General features: G+C 71.0%; 21 protein-coding genes. 1 reads left to right on the top strand and 20 read right to left on the bottom strand.

The annotated features are described in order from the left end of the window. Position 1: 1 nt before the first annotated feature. The 6 genes from ACN265_RS09760 to ACN265_RS09735 are packed head-to-tail and all read right to left on the bottom strand — an operon-like array spanning position 2 to position 4,853. Positions 2–580, bottom strand: coding sequence for an NADPH-dependent FMN reductase (locus ACN265_RS09760; protein WP_421406965.1), 579 nt, complete (start codon positions 578–580; stop codon positions 2–4). A gap of 50 nt (positions 581–630) precedes the next feature. Next, on the bottom strand, positions 631–1,263 hold the full coding sequence (locus ACN265_RS09755; protein WP_421406963.1) for a DsbA family oxidoreductase: 633 nt from the start codon (positions 1,261–1,263) through the stop codon (positions 631–633). Further along, on the bottom strand, positions 1,253–2,572 hold the full coding sequence (locus tag ACN265_RS09750; RefSeq protein WP_421406961.1) for an MFS transporter: 1,320 nt from the start codon (positions 2,570–2,572) through the stop codon (positions 1,253–1,255). The genes ACN265_RS09755 and ACN265_RS09750 overlap by 11 nt, the downstream gene beginning before the upstream one ends. A 41-nt stretch (positions 2,573–2,613) precedes the next feature. Next, positions 2,614–3,384: a class I SAM-dependent methyltransferase gene (locus ACN265_RS09745; RefSeq protein ID WP_421406959.1), complete on the bottom strand. Its 771-nt coding sequence runs from the start codon at positions 3,382–3,384 to the stop codon at positions 2,614–2,616. A 3-nt stretch (positions 3,385–3,387) separates the two neighbouring features. Next, positions 3,388–3,645 (bottom strand): ferredoxin, encoded by a 258-nt coding sequence (locus ACN265_RS09740; RefSeq protein WP_421406956.1) that lies wholly within the window; start codon positions 3,643–3,645, stop codon positions 3,388–3,390. Then, on the bottom strand, positions 3,642–4,853 hold the full coding sequence (locus tag ACN265_RS09735) for a cytochrome P450 family protein (RefSeq protein ID WP_421406954.1): 1,212 nt from the start codon (positions 4,851–4,853) through the stop codon (positions 3,642–3,644). The genes ACN265_RS09740 and ACN265_RS09735 overlap by 4 nt, the downstream gene beginning before the upstream one ends. 141 nt (positions 4,854–4,994) lie before the next feature. Between ACN265_RS09735 and soxR the strand changes: the two genes are divergently transcribed. Next, positions 4,995–5,441, top strand: coding sequence for a redox-sensitive transcriptional activator SoxR (soxR, locus tag ACN265_RS09730; protein WP_421411439.1), 447 nt, complete (start codon positions 4,995–4,997; stop codon positions 5,439–5,441). A 74-nt stretch (positions 5,442–5,515) separates the two neighbouring features. On the opposite strand, the gene ACN265_RS09725 is transcribed toward soxR, so the two are convergent. From ACN265_RS09725 to ACN265_RS09660, 14 genes are all read right to left on the bottom strand, one after another. Further along, on the bottom strand, positions 5,516–6,154 hold the full coding sequence (locus ACN265_RS09725) for an antibiotic biosynthesis monooxygenase (RefSeq protein WP_421406952.1): 639 nt from the start codon (positions 6,152–6,154) through the stop codon (positions 5,516–5,518). A 10-nt stretch (positions 6,155–6,164) separates the two neighbouring features. After that, positions 6,165–7,031, bottom strand: coding sequence for an NAD(P)H-binding protein (locus tag ACN265_RS09720; RefSeq protein ID WP_421406950.1), 867 nt, complete (start codon positions 7,029–7,031; stop codon positions 6,165–6,167). Then, positions 7,028–7,249 (bottom strand): acyl-CoA carboxylase subunit epsilon, encoded by a 222-nt coding sequence (locus ACN265_RS09715; RefSeq protein WP_421406948.1) that lies wholly within the window; start codon positions 7,247–7,249, stop codon positions 7,028–7,030. Before ACN265_RS09715 ends, ACN265_RS09720 begins: the two co-directional genes overlap by 4 nt. After that, a complete protein-coding gene (locus ACN265_RS09710) occupies positions 7,246–8,811 on the bottom strand; it encodes an acyl-CoA carboxylase subunit beta (protein ID WP_421406946.1) in 1,566 nt (521 codons plus the stop codon). Before ACN265_RS09710 ends, ACN265_RS09715 begins: the two co-directional genes overlap by 4 nt. A gap of 2 nt (positions 8,812–8,813) precedes the next feature. Further along, positions 8,814–10,019, bottom strand: coding sequence for an MFS transporter (locus ACN265_RS09705; RefSeq protein WP_421406944.1), 1,206 nt, complete (start codon positions 10,017–10,019; stop codon positions 8,814–8,816). A gap of 50 nt (positions 10,020–10,069) precedes the next feature. Next, positions 10,070–12,325, bottom strand: coding sequence for an SDR family oxidoreductase (locus tag ACN265_RS09700; protein WP_421406942.1), 2,256 nt, complete (start codon positions 12,323–12,325; stop codon positions 10,070–10,072). A 2-nt stretch (positions 12,326–12,327) separates the two neighbouring features. Further along, positions 12,328–13,263, bottom strand: a complete 936-nt coding sequence (locus ACN265_RS09695) for an aromatase/cyclase (RefSeq protein WP_421406940.1) — start codon at positions 13,261–13,263, stop codon at positions 12,328–12,330. Positions 13,264–13,284: 21 nt separating this feature from the next. Continuing rightward, positions 13,285–14,067 carry a 3-oxoacyl-ACP reductase FabG gene (fabG, locus tag ACN265_RS09690; protein WP_421406938.1) on the bottom strand — a complete coding sequence of 261 codons (783 nt, stop codon included), beginning with the start codon at positions 14,065–14,067 and terminating at the stop codon, positions 13,285–13,287. A gap of 36 nt (positions 14,068–14,103) precedes the next feature. Continuing rightward, positions 14,104–14,349: an acyl carrier protein gene (locus ACN265_RS09685; RefSeq protein ID WP_421406935.1), complete on the bottom strand. Its 246-nt coding sequence runs from the start codon at positions 14,347–14,349 to the stop codon at positions 14,104–14,106. A 59-nt stretch (positions 14,350–14,408) separates the two neighbouring features. After that, entirely contained in the window at positions 14,409–15,626 is a 1,218-nt protein-coding gene (locus tag ACN265_RS09680) for a ketosynthase chain-length factor (RefSeq protein WP_421406933.1), read from the bottom strand. Then, complete coding sequence (locus ACN265_RS09675; protein WP_421406931.1) at positions 15,623–16,894, bottom strand: beta-ketoacyl-[acyl-carrier-protein] synthase family protein; 1,272 nt, start codon at positions 16,892–16,894, stop codon at positions 15,623–15,625. The genes ACN265_RS09680 and ACN265_RS09675 overlap by 4 nt, the downstream gene beginning before the upstream one ends. Further along, positions 16,891–17,220, bottom strand: coding sequence for a TcmI family type II polyketide cyclase (locus tag ACN265_RS09670; protein ID WP_421406929.1), 330 nt, complete (start codon positions 17,218–17,220; stop codon positions 16,891–16,893). The genes ACN265_RS09675 and ACN265_RS09670 overlap by 4 nt, the downstream gene beginning before the upstream one ends. 47 nt (positions 17,221–17,267) lie before the next feature. Then, entirely contained in the window at positions 17,268–18,731 is a 1,464-nt protein-coding gene (locus ACN265_RS09665) for an FAD-dependent monooxygenase (protein ID WP_421406927.1), read from the bottom strand. A 156-nt stretch (positions 18,732–18,887) separates the two neighbouring features. Next, entirely contained in the window at positions 18,888–20,651 is a 1,764-nt protein-coding gene (locus tag ACN265_RS09660) for an acetyl/propionyl/methylcrotonyl-CoA carboxylase subunit alpha (protein WP_421411437.1), read from the bottom strand. Between the last annotated feature and the right edge of the window lie 235 nt (positions 20,652–20,886).

Genomic DNA, 20,886 nt, shown 5'->3' with positions numbered 1-20,886 from the left:
GCTACTTCCCGTACGGATGCCGCTCGCGCGCCGAGCGCAGCGCATCGCCCCACCACACCAACTGGTCGAACATGGTCTTGACGGCCGCACCGACCGCGTCCGGATCGACCGGGGTGCCGTCCGGGCCGAACCTCTCCCACGCCATGTGAAAGCTCACCTGCTCGCGGATCGTCATCGCGTGCAGTTCCGCGAAGACGAGCCGCAGGTGCTCGGCGGCGCGGAGGCCACCGGCCATTCCACCGTAGGAAACCAGGGCGACCGGCTTGGCCTGCCACTGGGTGTAGTGCCAGTCGATGACCGACTTGAGCGACGCCGGATAGCTGTGGTTGTACTCCGGCGTCACCACCGCGAACGCGTCCGCCTCGGCCAGCCGGGACCCGATCCGGGAGAGCGTCTCGGCGACATCCGGGTCCGGCGACTGGGTCAGCGCCACCGGCAAGGGATGATCGGCCAGGTCGATGTAGTCGACCTCGAGATCGTCGCGCTGGCCGGCTTGGTCGGCGATCCACCGGGCGACCGTGGGACCGAACCGGCCGTCGCGGACGCTGCCGCAGATCACTGCGAGCCGCAGGGAAGCCATGATGCGGGTGTTCCTCTCAGGTGATGTCGTGACTGGTGGCGGTACGCGCGTCAACTGGTCGCGGCCAGGGCGTCCAGGTAGTCCTCTTCCGAGCGGGCGCCTGACAACTCCGGGCCGCTGTCCACCCGAACCAACGGCACGGAGGTGATGCCCCGCTGCCGTACCGCGGCCAGCGCGGCGGCAAGCTCGTCCTGTTCGGGGCCGTCCCCGCCGACCGCGACGGGGGTGACCCCGGCGTCGGCGGCGATTTCGTTCAGCGTGCTCGGGTCCCCGATGTTGCGGCCCTCGCTGAAGTAGGCCCGGAAGAGCCGTTCCGTGATCGCCTCGCCCCGCCCCTGCCGCTGCCCCGCCCCCAGTAGCTGGTGGGCCCGGAAGGTGTTGACGAAGATGGCCCGCCCGAAGTCGAGGCTGAGGCCGTCGCGGGCGGCGATGCCCGTCATCCGGTGCGACATCTCCTCGGCATCGGCACCGAAGTCCCGGCGGTGGCGCTCGGTCAGCGGTTCGCCCTCCTCGGGGGCCTGGGCATCGATCTGGAACGGCTGGAACGTCACCTCGATCGTTCCGCCGTCCGCGCGCCAGCGCGCCGCCGCCTTCTCGAAGCGGGTGAAGGCCAGGTACGAGTGCACGCAGATGAGGTCGAGGACGAACTCGACCCGCACGGGTCGGTCGGTGTCAGCGGACATGGGGAGATCCTTGGTCGAGTCGGGACGCGAGCGTGCCGGGCCGGTCGGCGTCGGGTTCGGTGTCCACGCGGGCACGGCGACGGGACGCGGCGAGATAGCTGACGGCGACGACCAGCGCTCCTGCCGCGATGATCAGGAACAGCGGCTGGATGCCGAGGCGACTCACGGCCGGCTGAGTCACGATGGGCGCCAGGAACTGGCCCAGGAACAGGGCCGTGGTCAGGAAGCCAGCGTATCGGCCGCGGGAGTCCTCCGGGGCCGCGTTGACCACCCAGTTGTTCAACGTCGGCATCAGGATACCCAGGCCGACCCCCATGATCAGGGTGCCCACGCCCAGCACGACGACGTGCGGGGCGGCGAACAGCACCAGATAGCCCGCCCCGACTGCGGCGAAGGCCACGGCGACGAGCACGTATTCACCCGCCAGTCGCCGGATCGCGGCGAAGCGCAGTGACACCAGGCCGGTGGTCAGGGTCTGCACCGCGATGACCGCCCCGGAGGCGATCGAGGTGGCGTGGAAGTCGTTCTCGACCAGGAAGGGCACCTGGATCGGCACCGAGTAGAACGCGACCTGACCGAGCAACATCGCCGCGAGCGCCGCGGTGATGCCCACCGGCCACCAGCGCCGGGGGGACACGCTGGAGCCGGTGTCCCCGTCAGTTGAGCCGCGCTGGCGGTCACCGCCGGGCAGGTAGCGCAGCGCGGCGACGGCGAGCACCGCGCCGAGCAGGTAGACCAGAAAGACGGAGCGCCAGCCCAGCCCGGCCAGTGCGCCACCGCCGACCAGCAGGAGCACGCCACCGAATGCTCCGGCGGAGGTCTGCCGGCCAAGCAGCCGCTGCCGATCGGATCCCTCGTAGAGGTCGGCCACCATGGCCATGCTGGTGGTCATCACCAGGGCGACCCCGAGGCCGAGCACGATCCGGCCGGCCAGAATGCTGTAGAGGCCGGGCAGGTAGAAGCCGGAACTGCCGCCTACGGCGAACGCGAACATCCCGATGACCAGGGCACGCTTTCGCCCGATGCGCTCGGACAACGCGCCGGCGAACGGGGCGAACACCACGATCGCCAACGCGTGGGTGCTGGTGATCATGCGGGACAGCAGGTCGGCGTCAGCGGTGTCGGCGAACGCGGCCCGGATGCCGGGAATGGCCGGTGATACGACCGCTCCCGCCATGATGGTCAGCATGCCCGCGAGGACCAAGACTGTGGCCTGACCGCCCAGGGGCGGTCCCGTCGTCCGGCTGGCGCTGTCGGAAGGGTGCACGTCACGCTCCTTTCCTCGGTTTCGTAGTGCAATCGCGGACATTCACACCGTAAAAGTTGAACCAAGGATGAAGTCAAGCGCCGTCACGCCGACGACCGCTGCCCCCACACCGAGAACAGCAGGGTCGTGACGTCCCGGGATGCCGGTTCCTCAATAGTGGCGACGAATTCCGCGAGGTCCTGCGCACTGACCCAGCCGTTGTCGACCAGCGGCTGGCCCTGCAGCTCCAGCCGGCGTCGCATCAGCTCGTTCTCGTACTCCCCCTGACCGGGGCCGAGCGGCCGTAGGTGGAAGTCGACCCCGGTGAGCCCTTCGGCGGCCAACCGGGCCGGCACCCGGCGCGCGAAGCGCATGTCGGCGCCCTGAGCCCGGAACACGCGAAGATAGGCCTCGACGACCCGCCGCCCGACCGGGGTGGCCGCATCGTCGGCCGGCATGAAGTAGAAGTCCTCGACCAGGATCCAGCCACCCGGCGCTAGCCACTGCACGGCCCGGGTGAGCAGGTCGTCGGGGTTCTTGAGCACCGAGAACACGCCGCGGGCCAGGATGAAGTCGAACGATCCGGGCGCGAACCGTTCGGCCTCGATGTCGCCCTGCCGTACGGTCAGCCCCGGGGCGTGCCCACCGTCGAGGAGATCGGTGCTGACATCGACGGCGAGCACCGACCCTTGCGGCACCCGCTCCGCGAGCCACCGCGACATCGAGCCGGCACCGGCACCGATGTCGAGACAGCGGCTGCCGGCCCCGAGCGGCAACTGGCTGATCAGCTCGGTCGTCAGGGGGTCGTAGTTGCGCTCCCACAACGCCGCGAGGATGGCCTCGGCCTGCTGCGCCGTCGGCTGGGTCAACGTCATGGCTCACCTCTCCGGTCGGTCCGACCCGCCGGTGGACGGCCCGACGGTGAGCTCGATGGCTCCCATGGGGCAGCAGTCCGCGACGGAGCGGGCGGTTTCGAGTGCTTCCGGGCTGGTCAGCCGGGCCTCGACGGCCTCGGCATGCCCGATCATCGTCAGCCGGAACAGCGCAGGCGACATCGCCTGGCACAGTCCGGTACCGCGGCACAGCCGCGGGTCCACGCGCACGGTCACCTCGGTCTCCCGGTCGCCGGAGATCACCGCGGCGTCCCCGTCGTCCGGGTGGGCAGCGCGACCAGGCGGCGCATCGCCCAGTTCTCGATGTAGCGCAGGTCCTGCCGGGCCACCGCGAGCTCCAGCCGGGGGAACCGGCGGAACAGCGCCGGGATCGCGATCCGCCCCTCGAGCCGGGCCAGTGCCGCGCCGAGGCAGTTGTGCAGGCCGTGACCCAACCCGACGTGGCGCAGCCGGGTCCGGGTCAGATCGAGGCGGTCCGGCCCGTCGAACTGGCGCGGGTCGCGGTTGGCCGAGAGCAGGGCGGCGATCACCGGGGCGCCGGCCGGCAGCACCGTGCCGCCGAACGTGAGCTCCTCGGTCGTGACCCGGAACAGGGCGGTGCTGAGCGCGCCCTCGTACCGGAGCAGTTCCTCGACCGCCGACTCCTCGATGTCGGGCCGTCCGATCAGCAGGTCGCGTTGGTCCGGATGGTCGAACAGCGCGAGTACCGCGTTGCCGACGAAGGCCCGGATGGTGTCGCTGCCGGCCAGGATCATGGCCGCGACGTTGGCGACGAGTTCCTCCTCGGACAGCCGGTCGCCGTCGTCGCGGGCCTGCAGCAGCGCCGTGGTCAGATCGTCGGCGGGCCGCCGACGCTTCTCGGCGACCAACTCGGCGGCGTAGTCGCAGATCCGGGCGAAGCCCTCGGCCACCTGGGGCATCTGTGCGTCGTCGGACGGGAACGCCTGAGCGAGCGCCTGCACGAGCTGCTCGTGGCGGTCGATGCGCAGACCCAGGATCTCACCCATCACCGTGGACGAGACGGGTCCGGCGTAGTGCTCCATCACGTCGAACGAGCCGCGCTCCTCGCAGCGGTCGAGCGTCGCTACCACGGCCTTCTCGACCGCGGTCTGCCACTGGGCGATCCGACTCGGCGTGAACGCGCTCATCACCAGCCGCCGCAGGCGGGTGTGGGCCGGCGGATCCACGACCGTGACCGCCTTCTCCAGTACGCTGCCGGCCCCGCTGACCAGGCCCGCCTCCTGGAACTCCCGGCTGCCCCAGGTGCCGCCCTCGGAGCTGAACCGCTGGTCGGCCAGCAGGGCCCGCACGTCGTCGAAGCGGGTCACGATCCACGTTCGGACGCCGCCGACCGGGAACGCGAATTCGTGCACCGGTGACCGGTCGCGCAGCCAGGCGAACGTCGGATACGGGTCCTGGAAATACGTCGCGCTGAACAGCGGCGTAGGCAAGGTATCCATTTTCTTCCGTCCCTCCGAGACCATTCGGACCGAGTCTGGTAGCCGGTACCCGTCCCAGCAACGGCACCGACGCCAGGGCTACGTCAAGAAATGCAAAGAAACGACAGGGCATACGCTGGCGGCATGACGCACATGTCCCCCATCGCCAAGGAACTGACCGTCGGCGAGCTGGCCCGACGCAGTGGCGTCTCCACCTCGGCGCTGCGCTTCTACGAACGCGAAGGGTTGATCCGCAGCAGGCGCACCACCGGTAATCAGCGTCGCTACTCGCGCGACACGCTGCGCCGGGTGGCGTTCATCCGGGTGTCCCAACGGGTCGGCATCCCGCTCACCGAGATCGCCGAGGCGCTGAGCATCCTGCCGACGGACCGGGCACCGAGCCAGGAGCAGTGGGTGCAGTTGTCGCAGAACTGGCGGGCGGACCTCGACAGGCGTATCACCCAGCTGCTCAAGCTGCGCGACGAGTTGATCGACTGCATCGGCTGCGGCTGCCTGACCCTGGAGAGGTGTGTCCTGGTCAACCCGTACGACGTGCTGGGCCGGCAGGGTGCCGGACCGCGCCGGCTGCAGATCGAGTAAGGCGCCCTCGGAGTCCTCGAGCGTCGCCCGCAGGTGCGGGTGGACAGGTCCGCACCGGCCGGCGGTCGCCCACATCAGCGTTCCCACCTGTGCTCCCCCACCACGTCGTGCTCCACCGTGCACACGAGGTACTGCGGGGGCGCCGACTCGAACCGGGCGACCTCGGCCTGTCCGGCGCCGATGCGGGGATCCGCCATCCACGCCTCGTACGCCCGACGCCCTGTCCACGCGGGATAGTTGACGAACGTCCGGCCGTCGGCGCTGAGGCAGACGTCGGCCGCGATGAAGCCGGGGTGATCGCTTTTCCACCTCCCCGAGCGGTGCAGCAGGCGGAGCACCGCGGCGGCCGGTTCGGGGCCGGCGAAGTGCCGGATCGCTACCGCCACCATCCCCGGCCGCTGCCCGACAGCCGGACCCCGGATCCCGCCGGCCGCAGCGCCGGTCACGGTGACGACGGCACCCACCGCCGGATCCCGGTGCGGGTCCTCCGGTCGTCCGGCTGCGTCGCCGTCGGAACGCCAGCGGCGGTAGTCGCGCTCGTCGCTCCACCTGGTGTGGTGCACCAGTGTCGCGCCGTCGAGGGTCAGATGCACCCGGGAGAGCAGGAACCCGGGGGCTCGGGCGTCAACCGCGCCGGCCAGTGCGGCGGCGACTCGCCCGGCGGCTACCGGCTCGGTGAGGCGGCAGATGTCGAAGGCGGCGAAGTATTCCATGACCAGCGGCTCAGTCGAATGCCGCTGCGTGCTCTTGCGCCCACTGGCGGAATGTACGGGCGGGCCGCCCGGTCACCTCGGCCACCACTGTCGATCCGACCTCCGGCTCCTTGGTCAGGGTGGCGAAGTAGTCGAGGGCGCCGTCGGCGTACGACGGGGGCCAGCCTGTCGCCACCATCTGCCGCCGGGCCTCCTCGGCGTGCACATCCTGCCACTCGAGCGGCCGGCCGATGACCTCGCCGATGATGTGGACCTGCTCACGCTGGGTGAGTAGCTCCGGCCCGGACACCAGATAACTCTGGTACTCGTGCCCGTCGGCGAGCAGTGCCCGCACTCCGACCGCGGCCAGGTCGGCCTCGTGCACCGAGGTGCGGGCGGCGTCCCCGTACGGGAAGCGGACCACCCGTCCGCCGTCGCGGGTCTGTGCCGCGAAGCCCAGCGCGTTGGCCATGAATCCGGTCGTACGCAGGAACGTCCAGGCCAGCGTGCTCCGCTCGAGCAGGTGCTCCAGGTAGGCGTGGCAGTTGTTGTCGACCGGCTCCAGTCCGATGTGGACGCCGACCGAGGACACCAGCGCGACCCGGTGCACCCGCTGCTCCAGCTTCTTCAGCACCGCCGGGGCGGTGGCGGTGCTGAGGGAGAAGAACGGCCACATCCAGAAGACGCCGTCCACGCCGTCGAGCGCCGCGTCGAGGCTGTCCGGATCGGCCAGATCGCCCGTGCACAGTTGCACGCCGGCGGGCAGGCGGTCCAGATTCGGGTCATCGGCGAGCACCAGCGCCCGCACCTGGGCGCCGGCTGCCAGCAGTTCGGCGGCGGCGTGCGGGCCGACGTTGCCGGTCGCCCCCGTCACCAGCACGGTACGTTGATCGTTCATCGCACTTCTCCTTGTCGGTCCGAGGCCCGCGTGGCGGTGCGCCAGCTACGCGGGCAGTACTGGTCCGTGATCGGCCCGCGCCGGTGCCAGCCCGCGGTCCGGCTTCGGGGTGCCGGGGCCGGGACGCGGCGCGTCAGCAGGACCGCGACCACGACGGCGAGTTCCTCGGCACTCGGCCGCCCCCGCTGCACGCGGAGACGGGGCGGCTCGCTGCTCATTGCGGCGGGTTGCCGTGCTTGCGCGACGGCCGGTCGCGGTGCTTCTCGCGCAGCATGGTCAACGCGCGCACGATGGTCTGCCGGGTCTGACGCGGGTCGATCACGTCGTCGACCAGCCCGCGTTCGGCGGCGTAGTAGGGGTGTACGAGTTGGGCCCGGTACTCCTTGACCTTCTGCTGACGTACCGCGTCCGGGTCGTCGGCGGCCTGGATCTCCCGTCGGAAGATGACGCTGGCCGCCCCCTCGGCGCCCATCACCGCGATCTCGTTGCCGGGCCAGGCGAAGGCCAGGTCCGCGCCGAGCGAGCGCGAGTCCATGACGATGTACGCGCCGCCGTAGGCCTTGCGCAGCACGATCGAGATGCGTGGCACGGTGGCGTTGCAGTAGGCGTACAACAACTTCGCCCCGTGCCGGATGATGCCACCGTGCTCCTGGTCCACGCCGGGCAGGAAGCCGGGTACGTCGACCAGCGTGACCAGCGGAATGTTGAACGCGTCGCAGAACTGCACGAACCGGGCCGCCTTCTCGCTGGCATGGATGTCGAGCACCCCGGCGAGCACGGCCGGCTGGTTGGCGACGACACCGGCGACCTCACCACCGAACCGCGTCAGGGCGCAGACAACGTTGCCGGCGAAGTCGGGATGCACCTCGAAGTACTCGCCGTCGTCCGCGATCTCCTCGATGACGGAGCGGATGTCGTAACCGCGGCTGGGATCGTCGGGCACCAGGTCCAGGAGGACCTCGCCGGGACGGTCCTCGGGATCGGTGCACGACACCGACGGTGGCAGCATGCGGTTGTTGGACGGCAGCAGCGACAACAGGTAGCGGGCGTCGGCCAGGCAGGCGCGCTCGTCGTCGTAGGCCAGGTGGGCCACCCCCGACGACCCGGCGTGCACGTCGGCACCGCCGAGGCCGTCGTAGGTGATGACCTCTCCGGTGACCGCCTGCACGACGTCGGGCCCGGTGATGAACATCTGCGCGGTGCCGCGCACCATGAGCACGAAGTCGGTGAGCGCCGGCGAGTACGCCGCTCCCCCCGCGCACGGTCCCAGTATGACGCTGAGCTGCGGGATGACGCCTGAGGCACGGGTGTTGCGCTCGAAGATGCCGCCGTACCCGGCCAGCGCCGTGACCCCTTCCTGGATACGGGCGCCCGCGCCGTCGTTGAGCGACACCAGCGGGGCGCCGGCAGCCAGCGCCATGTCCATGATCTTGTGGATCTTCGCGGCGTGTGCCTCACCCAGCGCCCCGCCGAAGATGCGGAAGTCGTGCGCGTAGACGAAGACCGTACGCCCGTGCACAGTGCCCCAGCCGGTCACCACACCGTCGGTGTGCGGGCGCTTGTCCTCCAGACCGAAACCGGTGGCCCGGTGCCGGCGCAACGCCTCCACCTCGTGGAACGATCCGGGGTCGAGCAGCAGGTCGATCCGTTCGTACACCGTCAGCTTCCCCTTGGCGTGCTGACGTCGGGTGGCCGCCGGGTCCGGGCCACGGCGGATCTGGTCCTTCATCCGGGTGAGCTCGTCAATGCCCGGACGGACCGGATCGATGGTGGAGGTCATGACTAACTCCTGTGGTCGGTACGGCTGGGGGTAGGCACGACGGGTTCGGCGGCCCCGCCCGGTTGCGGCTGGCCCCTGACGGCCACCGCCACACCGAGCGCACCGAGGGCGGTCACCAGCCACAGCGCCCACTCGGCCGACCGGCTCAGCAGGACGGCCACCGCCAGCGGCACCGCCACCGCCGCAGCCTGCACGGCGGTCTGGTACCGGCCCGTGGCCGCAGCGCGCTGTCCGACCGGCACCGCCGTGGCCGCCTGGACGTTGAGGGCGGTGAAGCTCAGGGCGAAACCGACGCCCACGAGCAGCAGCGGGGGCAGCACGTCGGAGAGCTCGACGTGTCCGGGCCGTAGGACCTGTCCGAACAGCAGGTAGCCCAGGCAGACGGTGACCGCCCCGGCCATGATCGGCCGCCTGGTGCCGAACCGGCTGACCACCCGGCCGGAGAACGGTGCGCCCAGGGCGAGCGGCACGCTGACGGGCAGGAAGGCCAGTGCCGTCCGCAGCGGGGACCAGCCCGCCCTGGTCTGCAGCCACACCGTGGCCAGGAGCAGTAGGCCCAGGTACGAGCCGTTGAGCGTGGCCGCACCGGCCATCGCGCGCAGCAGTCCCGGCGGGGTACCCGGGCCGAGGCGTGCCGGTGGGGGCTCGGCGAGGTCGGGCAGGACGGCCAGCCCGAGCAGAACCAGCAGGAGCGCCGCCGGGGCCGGTGCGATAAGCGTCCAGCGCCAGTCCGTCGTGGTCAGCGCCCCGGCCAGCACCAGCCCGCCGGTGAAACCGGCGGCGGCCACCGTCGTGTAGACCGAGATGGCCCGGTCGCGCTCCCGACCGGCCGGGAAGGCCGTGGCGATGATGGTGAGCCCGGCCGGTGCGGTCAGTGCCGCGCAGCACCCTTTCACCACGCGGGTGGCCACGATGAGCGGGAAGTTGGCGGACATCGCGCCGAGCACCGAGGCGACGGCGAACAGCAGCAGCGCGCCGAGGTACACCCGACGTCGGCCGAACCGGGCCACGACCCGGCCGCCGAACGGCACCAACGCACCGAAACCGAGCGCGAAGCCGGTGACCAGCGCCTGTGCCTGGGTCACCGTCAGGTCCAGGGAGCGGCCGGCCGAGGGCACCGCCACGACCATCATCGACACCTCGATCGAGTCGAGGAGCATGGTGCCGGCCAGCACCAGCAGCAGGGCCCAGCGGGCAGAGGTTCGCATCGGAGGCTCCCGGAACGGAGGGCGGGGGCGGAGCGGGGGCGGGGGGCGGTTCAGCCGAGCAGCGTGCCCCCGGTCGCGTCGAGGAAGGCACCGGTCACCCAGCGGCTGTCCGGCGATGCCAGGAAGGCCACCACGTCCGCCACGTCCTCCGGTTCCCCGACCCGCTGGAACGCCGACAGCTGCGCCATCTGCTCCACCGCCTCCGGAATGTCGAAGACCGGGTTGCCGTTACGGGTGATGCCCGGCGCAACACTGTTCACGGTGATGCCACGGGGTGCCAGGTGCTTCGCGAAGTGCAGGCTGAGCTGCTCGACGGCGCCCTTGGTCATCGCGTACGCGATCTCCGAGGGATTGGCGAACCGGGTCAGCCCGGAGGAGATGTTGATGATGCGGCCCCCGGCGACGAGGTTGCGCAGAGCGCGCTGGATGAGGAAGAACGGCGCCTTGGCATTGACCGCGACCAGCCGGTCGAACTGCTCGGACGTCGTCTCCTCCGGTGCCACCCCGCCCATCTGGCCTGCGTTGTTGACCAGGATGTCGAGCCGGGTCTCGCCGGTACGCTCCTTGAGACCCTCCTCGAGGGCGAGGAACAGTTCGTGGACGTCGCCGGGGACCCCGAGTTCGGCGCGGACGGCGAACGCCCGACCGCCGTCCTTCTCGATGGTCGCGACAACCTCCTCGGCGGCGTCGGCCCGGGTGCTGTAGTGCACCGCGACCAACGCCCCCTCGGCGGCGAGGCGCACCGCGATCGCGCGGCCGATTCCCCGGCTCGCGCCGGTGACCAGAGCCGTCTTGCCGGCCAGTCCGTTCATGGTGGTTCCTTTCGTGAGGTGATCGGATGAGGGTGGGCCGAACCAGCGTTCAAGGGCATCGGTCAGGCCCGCGGTGCCCTGCGGTGCGGTCCAGGCGACATGGCCGTCCGGCCGGACGAGCACCGGGTCCGGCAGTCCGGGGGCGGCCTCGGCGACGACCACCCGCACGCGGGTCCGCCATCCGCGGGCGGCCCGGCGCAACCGGGCCAGCCGGTCGGGTCCGGCTCCGGGAACCAGCAGCAGTGCCCGACCGTCGCGCAGCAGCTTGGCCGAGGTGGTGGCGCCGGCTGCGGTCCGCAGGGTGACAGGGGGCAGGCGGGTGCCGAGCAACGCCTGGTCGTCCTCCCCTGCGCCGTAGCGCACGTCCAGCCCGGAGATGGTCGCCGCCAGGTGCCGACGGACCGGCTCGTAGGCGGACAGCTCGGCGAGCACCTCCCGCAGGGGCTCCACCTCGGGACCGCCGAGCAGCAGCGTCGCCTGCGCCTCGATGCCGGTGAGCACCCGGACGCCGACCGCGTGCCGCTCGTCGTGATACGTCTGCAGCAGGTGCTCCGGGACCCGGCCCCGCACCACCGCGCCCAGCTTCCAGCCGAGGTTGACAGCGTCGTGCAGACCCAGGTTCAAGGCCTGCCCGCCGATCGGCATCTGCTGGTGGGCGGCGTCCCCGGCGAGCAGCACCCGGCCCTTGCGGTACCGGGCGGCCAACCGGCACGCGTCGCCGAAGGCGTTCACCCACACCGGTGTGCCGCCGCTGATGTCCTCGCCGGTCACCGCCTGCCAGTCGGCGCAGACGTCGGCGAAGCCGGGCGGCTCTCCCCGGCCGGTGTCACTGCGGCCGAAGACGTGCACCATCACCCGGGTCACCCCGGCGGCGGAGCGGGCCGCGATCGCCAGTCCGGCCGGGAGCCGTTGAAACCGGCGGTTCGGAACGTCGATGCCTGTCACGTCGGCCCGGATCATTCGCCGCGTGGTGCCGTGACCGGGGAAGTCGATCCCGGCCAGCCGGCGTACGGTGCTGTCCTCACCGTCGCAGCCGACGACGTACCCGGCGCGGACGGTCGCGGTGCCGGCTGGGCCGGTGACGGCGGCTTCCACCGCACCGGCCCGCTCGGTCAACCCGACGAGCTCACAACCCCGTTCGACGTACGCACCGAGATCACCGGCCCACTCCCCGAGGATCGCCTCGGTACGGCTCTGCGGCACCTTCCACTGCCCCGGGTAGGGCGTGTCCAGGTCCAGGCTCAGCGGTATGCCACTGAGATGGCCCATGACATCGTTGGGCAACGCGCCGAAGCGGTCCAGCAGGCCCCGGTTGTCCAGCAGCTCCATCGTGCGGGCGTGCAGCGTCGAGGCCCGCGACTCGCTGGTCGGCTCGGACAGCCGGTCGACGACCATCACCTCCACACCGGCGAGCCGCAGTTCGCCGGCCAGCATGAGCCCGACCGGGCCGGCGCCGACGACGAGCACCTCGCACTCCCGTCCGGGGGTGACCATGCTCAGCGCTTCTTCTCGGCGTAATCCTTGGCGTGCCCCAGGGTCGCCCGACTGTTCGCGCTCAGCGCCCCACGGACGTACGTGCGGGCGTCGTCGATCGTCGCGTCGTCGCCGAGCACCCGGGCGATGGCGTCCGGATTGAGGACGACCGTGTGCTGCGACGTGGCGGTCACGCCGTGGTCGTCGTCGGTGAAGGTCCACATCCCGGTGTGCAGCGTCATCAGTGCGGGCAGCGTCACCTGCTTGTACGCGATGCGGTGGTAAGGCAGCGTCACCCGGTACGACCTGGTGGTGTGGGTGGAACCGTCCCGCGCCCGGGTCTCCATCTCCAGCTCCTGCAGTCCGGGCGTGGACTCGGTGAGCGCGACCCGGGCGACGTGCGGCAACCGCTGCTCCCACGCGCCGGCCTCGTTGATGAAGTCGTAGACGTCCTTGGCCGAACCGTCGACCCGGACCGTGTCCTCGAACGAGAACGAGAGCCCGTCGTCGGCGACCGCCGCCTCGACGTTGGCCCGCAGGGCGGCCAGTTCGGAGCGCGAGTTGCGGTCGACGGCCTCGTCGATCCAGCGCACCGCGTCCGGGTCGTCGTCGATCGCGCGGTAGTCGTGCAGCAGCCGGATACGGCAGCGGCTGGCCGACAGTGGCTCGATCTTCCAGGTGCCGCCCATGGCGGCCACCGGCGGTGCCGAGACCTCCTGGCGGAACGCGATCGTCCACCGTTGCGGGTCCAGCGTGCGACGCGAGGTCCAGCTCTTGGCCGTGCCGTTGGCGGTCGCCCAGATCCGGATCCGCTCCGCACCGTCCCCGGCTTCCACCTGCTCGGCGTAGATCGTCGGCGGAAAGATCTGCGGCCAGTTCTCGACCCGGGCGATCAGCTCGTAGACCGTGGAGGCCGGCGCCTCGGCGACGATCTCGTGCTCTACCTGACGGGTGGTCATGATGTCCTCGTCCTCCGTAGCTCAGAAGTTGCCCAGGCCGCCGCAGACGTTGAGCGCCTGGGAGGTGATCGAGGAAGCGGTGTCCGAGACCAGGTAGGCGACCAGTCCGGCGACCTCCTCGGGGGTGGAGTAGCGCCCGAGCGGGATCTTCGCCTCGAACCTGCTGAGAATCGCGTCCTCGGTGGTGTCGTACGCGGCCGCGTAGCCTTGGCGCACCCGTTGGGCCATCGGCGTCTCCACGTAGCCGGGGCAGACCGCGTTGACCGTGATGCCGGTCGGTGCCAGCTCGTTGCCCAGCGCCTTGGTGAAGCCGACCACACCGTGCTTGGACGCCGAGTACGGCGCACCGAGCACCACGCCCTGCTTGCCGGCGGTCGAGGCGATGTTGATGATGCGGCCCCACGACCGGTCGCGCAGTCCCCCGGTGGTGAGCACCTCCCGGGTCATCCGGAAGACGCTGGTGAGGTTCGTCTCCATGACGTCCTCCCACAGCTCGTCGGTGATGTCGGCGGTCACGCCGCCACCGCTGCGGCCGGCGTTGTTGACGAGCACGTCGACCGGGCCGAAGGAGGCGACCGCGGCTCGCACGAACGCCGAAACCGATTCCCCGGAACGCACGTCCAGCGTGCTGCCACCGACGGTGTGGCCCTGCTCGGTGAGCTGCTTGACCGTCGTGGCGACGTTCTCCGTGTTGCGGGCGCCGAGGTAGACCCGGTGCCCCTGCGCGGCCAGGGTGCGCACGATCGCGAGGCCGATACCACTTGTCGCGCCCGAGACGAGCACGACGCGTTGCTGCTGCGACATGGTGGTTCCTTTCGCGCGGGCGGGAAGGTCAGCGGGTCAGGCGAGCTGGGAGTTGACGACGTCGAGCAGCGCCCGGGGGGTCTCGGCCTCGGTCACCACGGCGTCGCTGAGGGCAACGTGGTACTCGCGCTCGATGCGCCCGGCCGTCTCGAGCAACGCGAGCGAGTCGTAGCCGAGTTCGTCGAAGGTGCGGTCGAGGATCTCCGTGTCCAGGTCGGTGCTCGCGTCGGCACCGGCCGCCTCGCGCAGGATGCGCCGCAGGTCGTCGAGATTGATCTGCATGATGTGTCCTCCGTCGTGCGGGAGCTGGCCCGGCGGGCCGGCTCTGAGCGGGAAGAGAATCAGGAAGCGACGGCCCGGACGACCATGGCGGCGTTGAAGCCGCCGTGGCCGCGGGCGAGTACCAACGCGGCACGCACCGGCGCGGGGCGCGGTTCCCCGGTGACCAGGTCGAGCTGGTACTCCGCGGCCGGCACGACGTTGATCGTGGGTGGGATGCGGCCCTCGGCGATGGCCAGGACGGCGGTCGCGAGGTCGAGCGGCGCCGCGCCGGAGTTGAGCCGCCCGGTCATGGTCTTGGGGGCGGTGACCGGGATCCCCCGGGGGCCGAAGACGGCGGTGATCGCGTCCGCCTCGGCGCGGTCCTCGGCCGGTAGCCCGGAGGCGTCGGCGAAGACGACGTCGATGTCCCCGGGAGCGGCCCCGGCGTCGGCCAGCGCCAGGTGGATCGCGTGGCGCAGGTTCGGCTCGCGACCGCTGCCCGGCGGGGGGTCGAGCGCGGCGCCGTACCCGGCGATCTCGCCGTAGATCCGGGCGCCGCGCCGCCGGGCGGCGTCAAGGTCCTCGAGAATCAGCACGGCCCCACCCTCGCCGGGCACCTGCCCGCAGGCGGCCGCGTCGAACGGCCGGTAGGCACGGGCGGGATCGGCCTCGGCGCTCAGCCGGCCACCGGCGATCTGGGCCACCCACCCCCACGGACACAGTGAGGCGTCGATGCTGCCGGTGACCAGGAGCGCGGTACCGCGGCGGATCTGCCGGCGGGCGTGAGCCACCGCGTCCAGCCCGCCGGCCTGGTCGCTGACGACCACGCCGCTGGGACCCTTCATGCCGTTGCGGATCGAGATCTGACCGCTGTTGACGGCATAGAACCAGGCGAAGGACTGGTACGCGCTGACGTGCTGGCTGCCCTTGCTCCACAGCTTCTGGAGCTCGTTCTGACCGAACTCGAAGCCGCCGGCCGAGCTCGCCGTCACCACGCCCATGTCGTAGTCGTCGAGTTCCTCCGGCCGTACGCCGGCGTCCGCGAGCGCCCAGTCCGTGGCCGTCAGGGCGATCCGGGTCATCCGGTCGGTCTGCGGCAGCAGTCGGCCGGGCAGGTGCTCCTCGGCGGTGTAGCTGGTGATCTGACCGGCGAGCCGGGCCGGGTAGCGGCGTACGTCGAACCGGGTCATGGTGCCGATGGCGTTCTCGCCCCGCAGCGTGGCGGCCCAGTGCCGCTCGACGCCGAGGCCGGTGGGCGCGGCGACGCCGAGCCCGGTGATGACCGCAGTCGCACTCATGCCCGCCTCCGGTCCGGCCTGGCGAGCACCATCGCGGTCTGGAAGCCGCCGAAGCCGCTGCCGACGGTCAGGACGGTGTCGATCCGCTGGTCACGGGCGTTCAGGGGCACGTAGTCGAGGTCACACTCCGGGTCGGGGGTGCGCAGGTTGGCCGTCGGCGGGACGACGTCGTGTTCCATTGCCAGAGCCGACGCGGCGATCTCGATCGAGCCGATGGCGCCCAGGGAGTGACCGACCATCGACTTGATGGAGCTGACCGGGGTCCGGTAGGCGTGCTCGCCCAGGCTGCGCTTGAAGGCGGCGGTCTCGTGCCGGTCGTTCTGTTTGGTGCCGGAGCCGTGGGCGTTGACGTAGTCGACGGCGGTGGGGTCCAGCCGTGCCTCGTCGAGCGCCACCCGGATCGCCTCGGCCATCTCGGTGCCGTCGGGCCGCAGACCGGTCATATGGAACGCGTTGCACCGCGAGGCGTAGCCGGCGATCTCGGCGTAGAGGTGCGCCCGTCGCCGCCGGGCACTGTCCAGCTCCTCCAGTACGAAGATCGCCGAACCCTCGCCCAGCACGAAACCGTTGCGGGTGCCGTCGAACGGTCGGGAGGCGTGCTCCGGATCGTCGTTGCGCGGCGTGGTGGCCTTGATCGCGTCGAAGCACGCCAGCGTGATCGGTGAGATCGGCGCGTCGGTCGCCCCCGCGATCATGACGTCGGCGGAGCCCTCCCGGATCAGCTCGGCGGCGTAGGCGACCGCGTCCAGTCCGGACGTGCAGCCCGTGGACACCACCGTGCCGGGTCCCTCGGCACCCACCGACCAGGCCACCTCGGCGGCGAACGAGCTCGGCACGAAGTAGTTGTAGAGGTGCGGCACGGCGTACTCGTGCTCGACGAGGTCCAGCCGCCCGCCGTCGCTGACCACCCGGTACTCGTTGTCGAGTCCCATGGTGGCCCCGACCGCGCTGCCCACGGTGACGCCGACCCGGTGCGGGTCGAGTTCGGAGAACTCCAATCCGCTGTCCTCGACGGCCTCCCGTGCGGCCACCACGGCCAGTTGGGCAGCCCGGTCCGTGCGGCGGATCTGCTGCGGGCTCAGGCCGTGTGCCTCCGGGTCGAAGTCGATCTCGGCCGCGACCCGGGAGCGGAACTGCGACGGGTCGAAGAACGTGATGCTGCGGGTGGCCGTGCGGCCCTCGCTGAGCAGGCTCCAGAAGTTCTTCCTGCCGAGACCACCGGGCGCGAGCACGCCGATGCCGGTGATCACTACGCGCCGCTGGCTCATGACGCGGCCTCCCATCGGTAGAAACGCGTGGCCATCGCGTCGGCCGGCGATCGCCAGGTGGCCGGGTCGTAGGCCTGGATGTAGGGCTTGAGGTCGTCGCTGATCGCGACGAACCGGGGGTCAGTCTTGGCATCCTCGATCCGCCGGTCGCCTTCGTCGGACGCGAAGTCCTGGAGATGGAAGTAGAGCCCGCGGTAGGTGAACAGCTGCCGTCGCCGGGTGCCCATCAGGTGTGGCATCTCGGTCCGGTCGAACGCGTCGAACGCCTTGGCGACGGCGTCGGCGCTGCCCGGGTCCATCCGGGCGACGATGAGCGTGCTGTGCATGTCTCCTCCTGGCTGTTCCTGATCACTGCTGGCGGTGCCGCGGCGCGTCAGCGCGACGGGCCGAACCAACGCTCCAAGGCCGTCGGCAGGTCACTGTGGCTGCCGGGTGCGGCCCAGGCGACGTAGCCGTCCGGCCGGACCAGCACCGCCGTGCTGCCGGCGAGCCGCCGCAGGTCGGCCGCTCCGGCCGGCACCGCGGTGACGATGTCGACCCGGTCCCGCCAGCCCGCGGCGCGACGACGCAGCGCGGCGTTGTCCTCGGTGTCCAGCAACACGCCCCGGCCGGCGTGCAGTGCCGTGGTGCTGCTGGGCACGTCACCGGTGAGAGCCACGTGCGGCATCCGGCTACCGAGCAACGCGTTGGTGCCGCCACCGACGTCGTAGCGGATCTCGAGGCCACTGACCATTCCGGCCAGGTGCCGGCTGACCTGCGGGTAGCGGATGAGTTCGGTGATGACGTCGCGCAGCGGCTGGAGCTCGGGACCGGTGAGGAACAGCAGTCCCTGCGCCCGGGTGTTCATCAGCAGCCGCTGGCCCACCGGGTGCCGCTCGTCGTGGTAGGTGTCCAGCAGGCGTTCGGGCGCGCGGCCACGCACCACGGCAGCCAGCTTCCAGCCCAGGTTCACCGCGTCCTGGATACTGACGTTCATCCCCTGGCCGCCGGCCGGCAGGTGGATGTGCGCGGCGTCGCCTGCCAGCAGGACCCGCCCCTTGCGGTACTGCGTGACCTGCCGGGTGGCGTCGCCGAACGCGCTGACCCACACCGGTTCGCCGTGCGAGATGTCGTCGCCGGTCAGCCGCTTCCAGGCCGAGGCGACCTCGTCGTACTCCGGCGGGGTGGTACGTCGCTGTGCAGGCGTGCCCCGCTCGCAGACGATCAGCCGGGTGATGCCACCGGGCAGTGGGCCGACCATCACCATCCCGCCCGGGAGCGTCTCGCCGATCATGCGCGGGGCCAGGTCGAGGCCCTTGACGTCGGCCAGGAACATCTCCATCGTCGCCGGCGTGCCGGGGAAGTCGAATCCGGCCGCCTTGCGGACCATGCTGCGGCCACCGTCGCAACCGACCAGGTAGCGTGCCGTCAGCCGCTGCTCCGATCCGGATCCGCGGACCTCGACCGTGACCGTGTCGCCCTCGTCGGTGATCGCGGTGACCTCCCGACCCCGGCGGATGTCCGCCCCGAGCCCGGCCGCCCACTCCTCGAGCACGGTCTCGGTGTGCGACTGCGGCACGGTCTTGGCGGCCTGGTGCGCACCGTCGAGCAGCCCGAAGTCGACCGGGAGGCCGCCGAAGTGGCCCTGGTTGCTGATTTCGACCTCGCCGAAGCGGCTCAGCAGGCCGCGCTGGTCGAACACCTCCATCGTACGGGCGGTGAATCCGAGCCCTCGCGACTCCCCGGTACGTGCCGCGAGCCGTTCCAGGACGGTCACCGAGACCCCCGCCAGCCGCAGTTCCCCGGCCAGCATCAGACCTGCGGGACCGGCGCCCACGACAATCACTTCGGGATCCATACATGCCCCCTCATCGCTTGGGGAATATCGGAAACAATGGTCGGCGCGATCATTTCGGCGCTATTCCATCGTCACCAGGACGACCTCGTCGGTCAACAGGAACATGTGCAGATAAGTGCAAGGCCGCGTCGGCGAATGCAAACTGCGCAGGACAACTCAGTCCGCGACGCGGCAGATCGCGGCGCCGGTGGCAAGTGTGTCCCCGACGGTGGCCCGCAGATCGCGTACGACCCCGGCCCGGTGCGCGGTCACCGGCTGTTCCATCTTCATCGCCTCAAGGACGACCAGCACCTCCCCCGCCGCGACGGCCTCGCCGTCGGCCACCGCGACCTTGACGACCGTGCCCTGCATGGGAGCGGTCACCGTGTCACCAAGTGCCGCCGGGCCGGCGGGACGCCCCGGTCCCCGCCGGGCCCGGGCCGCCGGTGCGACGACCGGGGCCGCGGCGCTGGCGGACGCCGCCGGCAGTGTGACCTCCAGCCGCTTACCCGCCACCTCGACCACCATCGTCTCGAAGGCCGGCGGCTCGGCCGCCTCGACACCGCCCGAGTACGGTGGGATGTCGTTCGCGAAGTCGGTCTCGATCCACCGGGTGTGCACGGTGAACGGCTGGTCGGAGCCGGTCAGTTCGGGGGCGAACGCCGGGTCGGTGACGACCCGACGGTGGAACGGGATGACCGTGGGTAGACCCGTCACCTCGAACTCGGCGAGCGCCCGCGCCGCCCGCTGCAGCGCCTCGGCCCGGGTGCGCCCGGTGACGACCAGTTTGGCCAGCAGCGAGTCCCAGGCCGGCCCGATCACGGTGCCGCTCTCCACCCCGCTGTCCAGGCGCACGCCGGGACCGGAAGGCGGGGCGAAGCGGGTGATCGTGCCCGGCGCGGGCAGGAAGTTGCGGCCCGGGTCCTCGCCGTTGATCCGGAACTCCACGGCGTGTCCGTGCGGCACCGGGTCGTCGTAGCCGAGCGGTTCCCCCTCGGCGATCCGCAACTGCTCGCAGACCAGGTCGATACCCGTCACCTCCTCCGTGACCGGGTGCTCCACCTGCAGCCGTGTGTTGACTTCGAGGAACGACACGGCACCGTCAGCACCGACGAGGAACTCCACAGTGCCCGCGCCGACGTAGCCCGCCTCACGCAGGATCGCCTTCGACGAATCGCGCAGTCGCGTGACCTGGTCGTCGGAGAGGAACGGCGCCGGCGCCTCCTCGACCAACTTCTGGTGGCGGCGCTGCAGCGAGCAGTCGCGAGTGGACACCACGACCACGCTGCCGTACCGGTCGGCCAGGCACTGGGTCTCGACGTGCCGGGGCCGGGGCAGATAACGCTCGACGAAGCACTCCCCGCGTCCGAACGCCGCGACGGCCTCGCGCACCGCCGATTCGTACAACTCGGGAATCTCGTCCAGCGTGTGCGCCACCTTGAGGCCCCGACCGCCACCGCCGAAGGCCGCCTTCACCGCGATCGGCAGTCCGTGCTCGGTGGCGAACCGCAGCACGTCGGCGACGCCGGTCACCGGACCGGGGGTGCCCACCACCAGCGGCGCCCCGACCTGCTGCGCGACCTGCCGGGCGGTCACCTTGTCGCCCAGCCGGCGGATCGCCGCCGGCGGCGGACCGATCCAGGTCAGCCCGGCGTCCACCACGGCCTGGGCGAAGTCGGCGTTCTCGGACAGGAACCCGTATCCCGGATGGACGGCGTCGGCGTCACACTCCCGAGCCACCGCGAGGATCTTGTCGGCGTCCAGGTAGGTGGTGGCGGGGACGGTACCGCGCAGTGCGTACGCCTCGTCGGCACAGCGCACGTGGACCGCGTCGCGGTCGGGATCGGCGTAGACGGCGACGCCCGTACGGCCGGTGTCCCGGCAGGCCCGCAGCACCCGGACGGCGATCTCACCGCGATTCGCGACAAGAATCTTCCGCAACATCGGCAGCATCCTTTCTCGGGGGATCCGCGCCTTTGTTCGACCGGTTGATGGCGCAGCACAAGCGCGCATGATTGCATCAGAAAAGGTTCGCGGTGCCACCTATGGTGCTCACCTTCGGGCATGCCGTCAAGAAGACGCCACCTCGTCCAAATTTGTGTCAGGCCTTTGCAAAGTAGGTTTTGCCCCGATGCTCCGATGTCAATATTGCGCCGAGACGAAACCGCACGATGAG

It is taken from the genome of Micromonospora sp. WMMD730, assembly GCF_049178955.1.
GTDB lineage: Bacteria > Actinomycetota > Actinomycetes > Mycobacteriales > Micromonosporaceae > Micromonospora > Micromonospora wenchangensis.
Note: the sequence above shows the minus strand (reverse complement) of the source record. Positions and strands in the feature narration are given on the sequence as shown.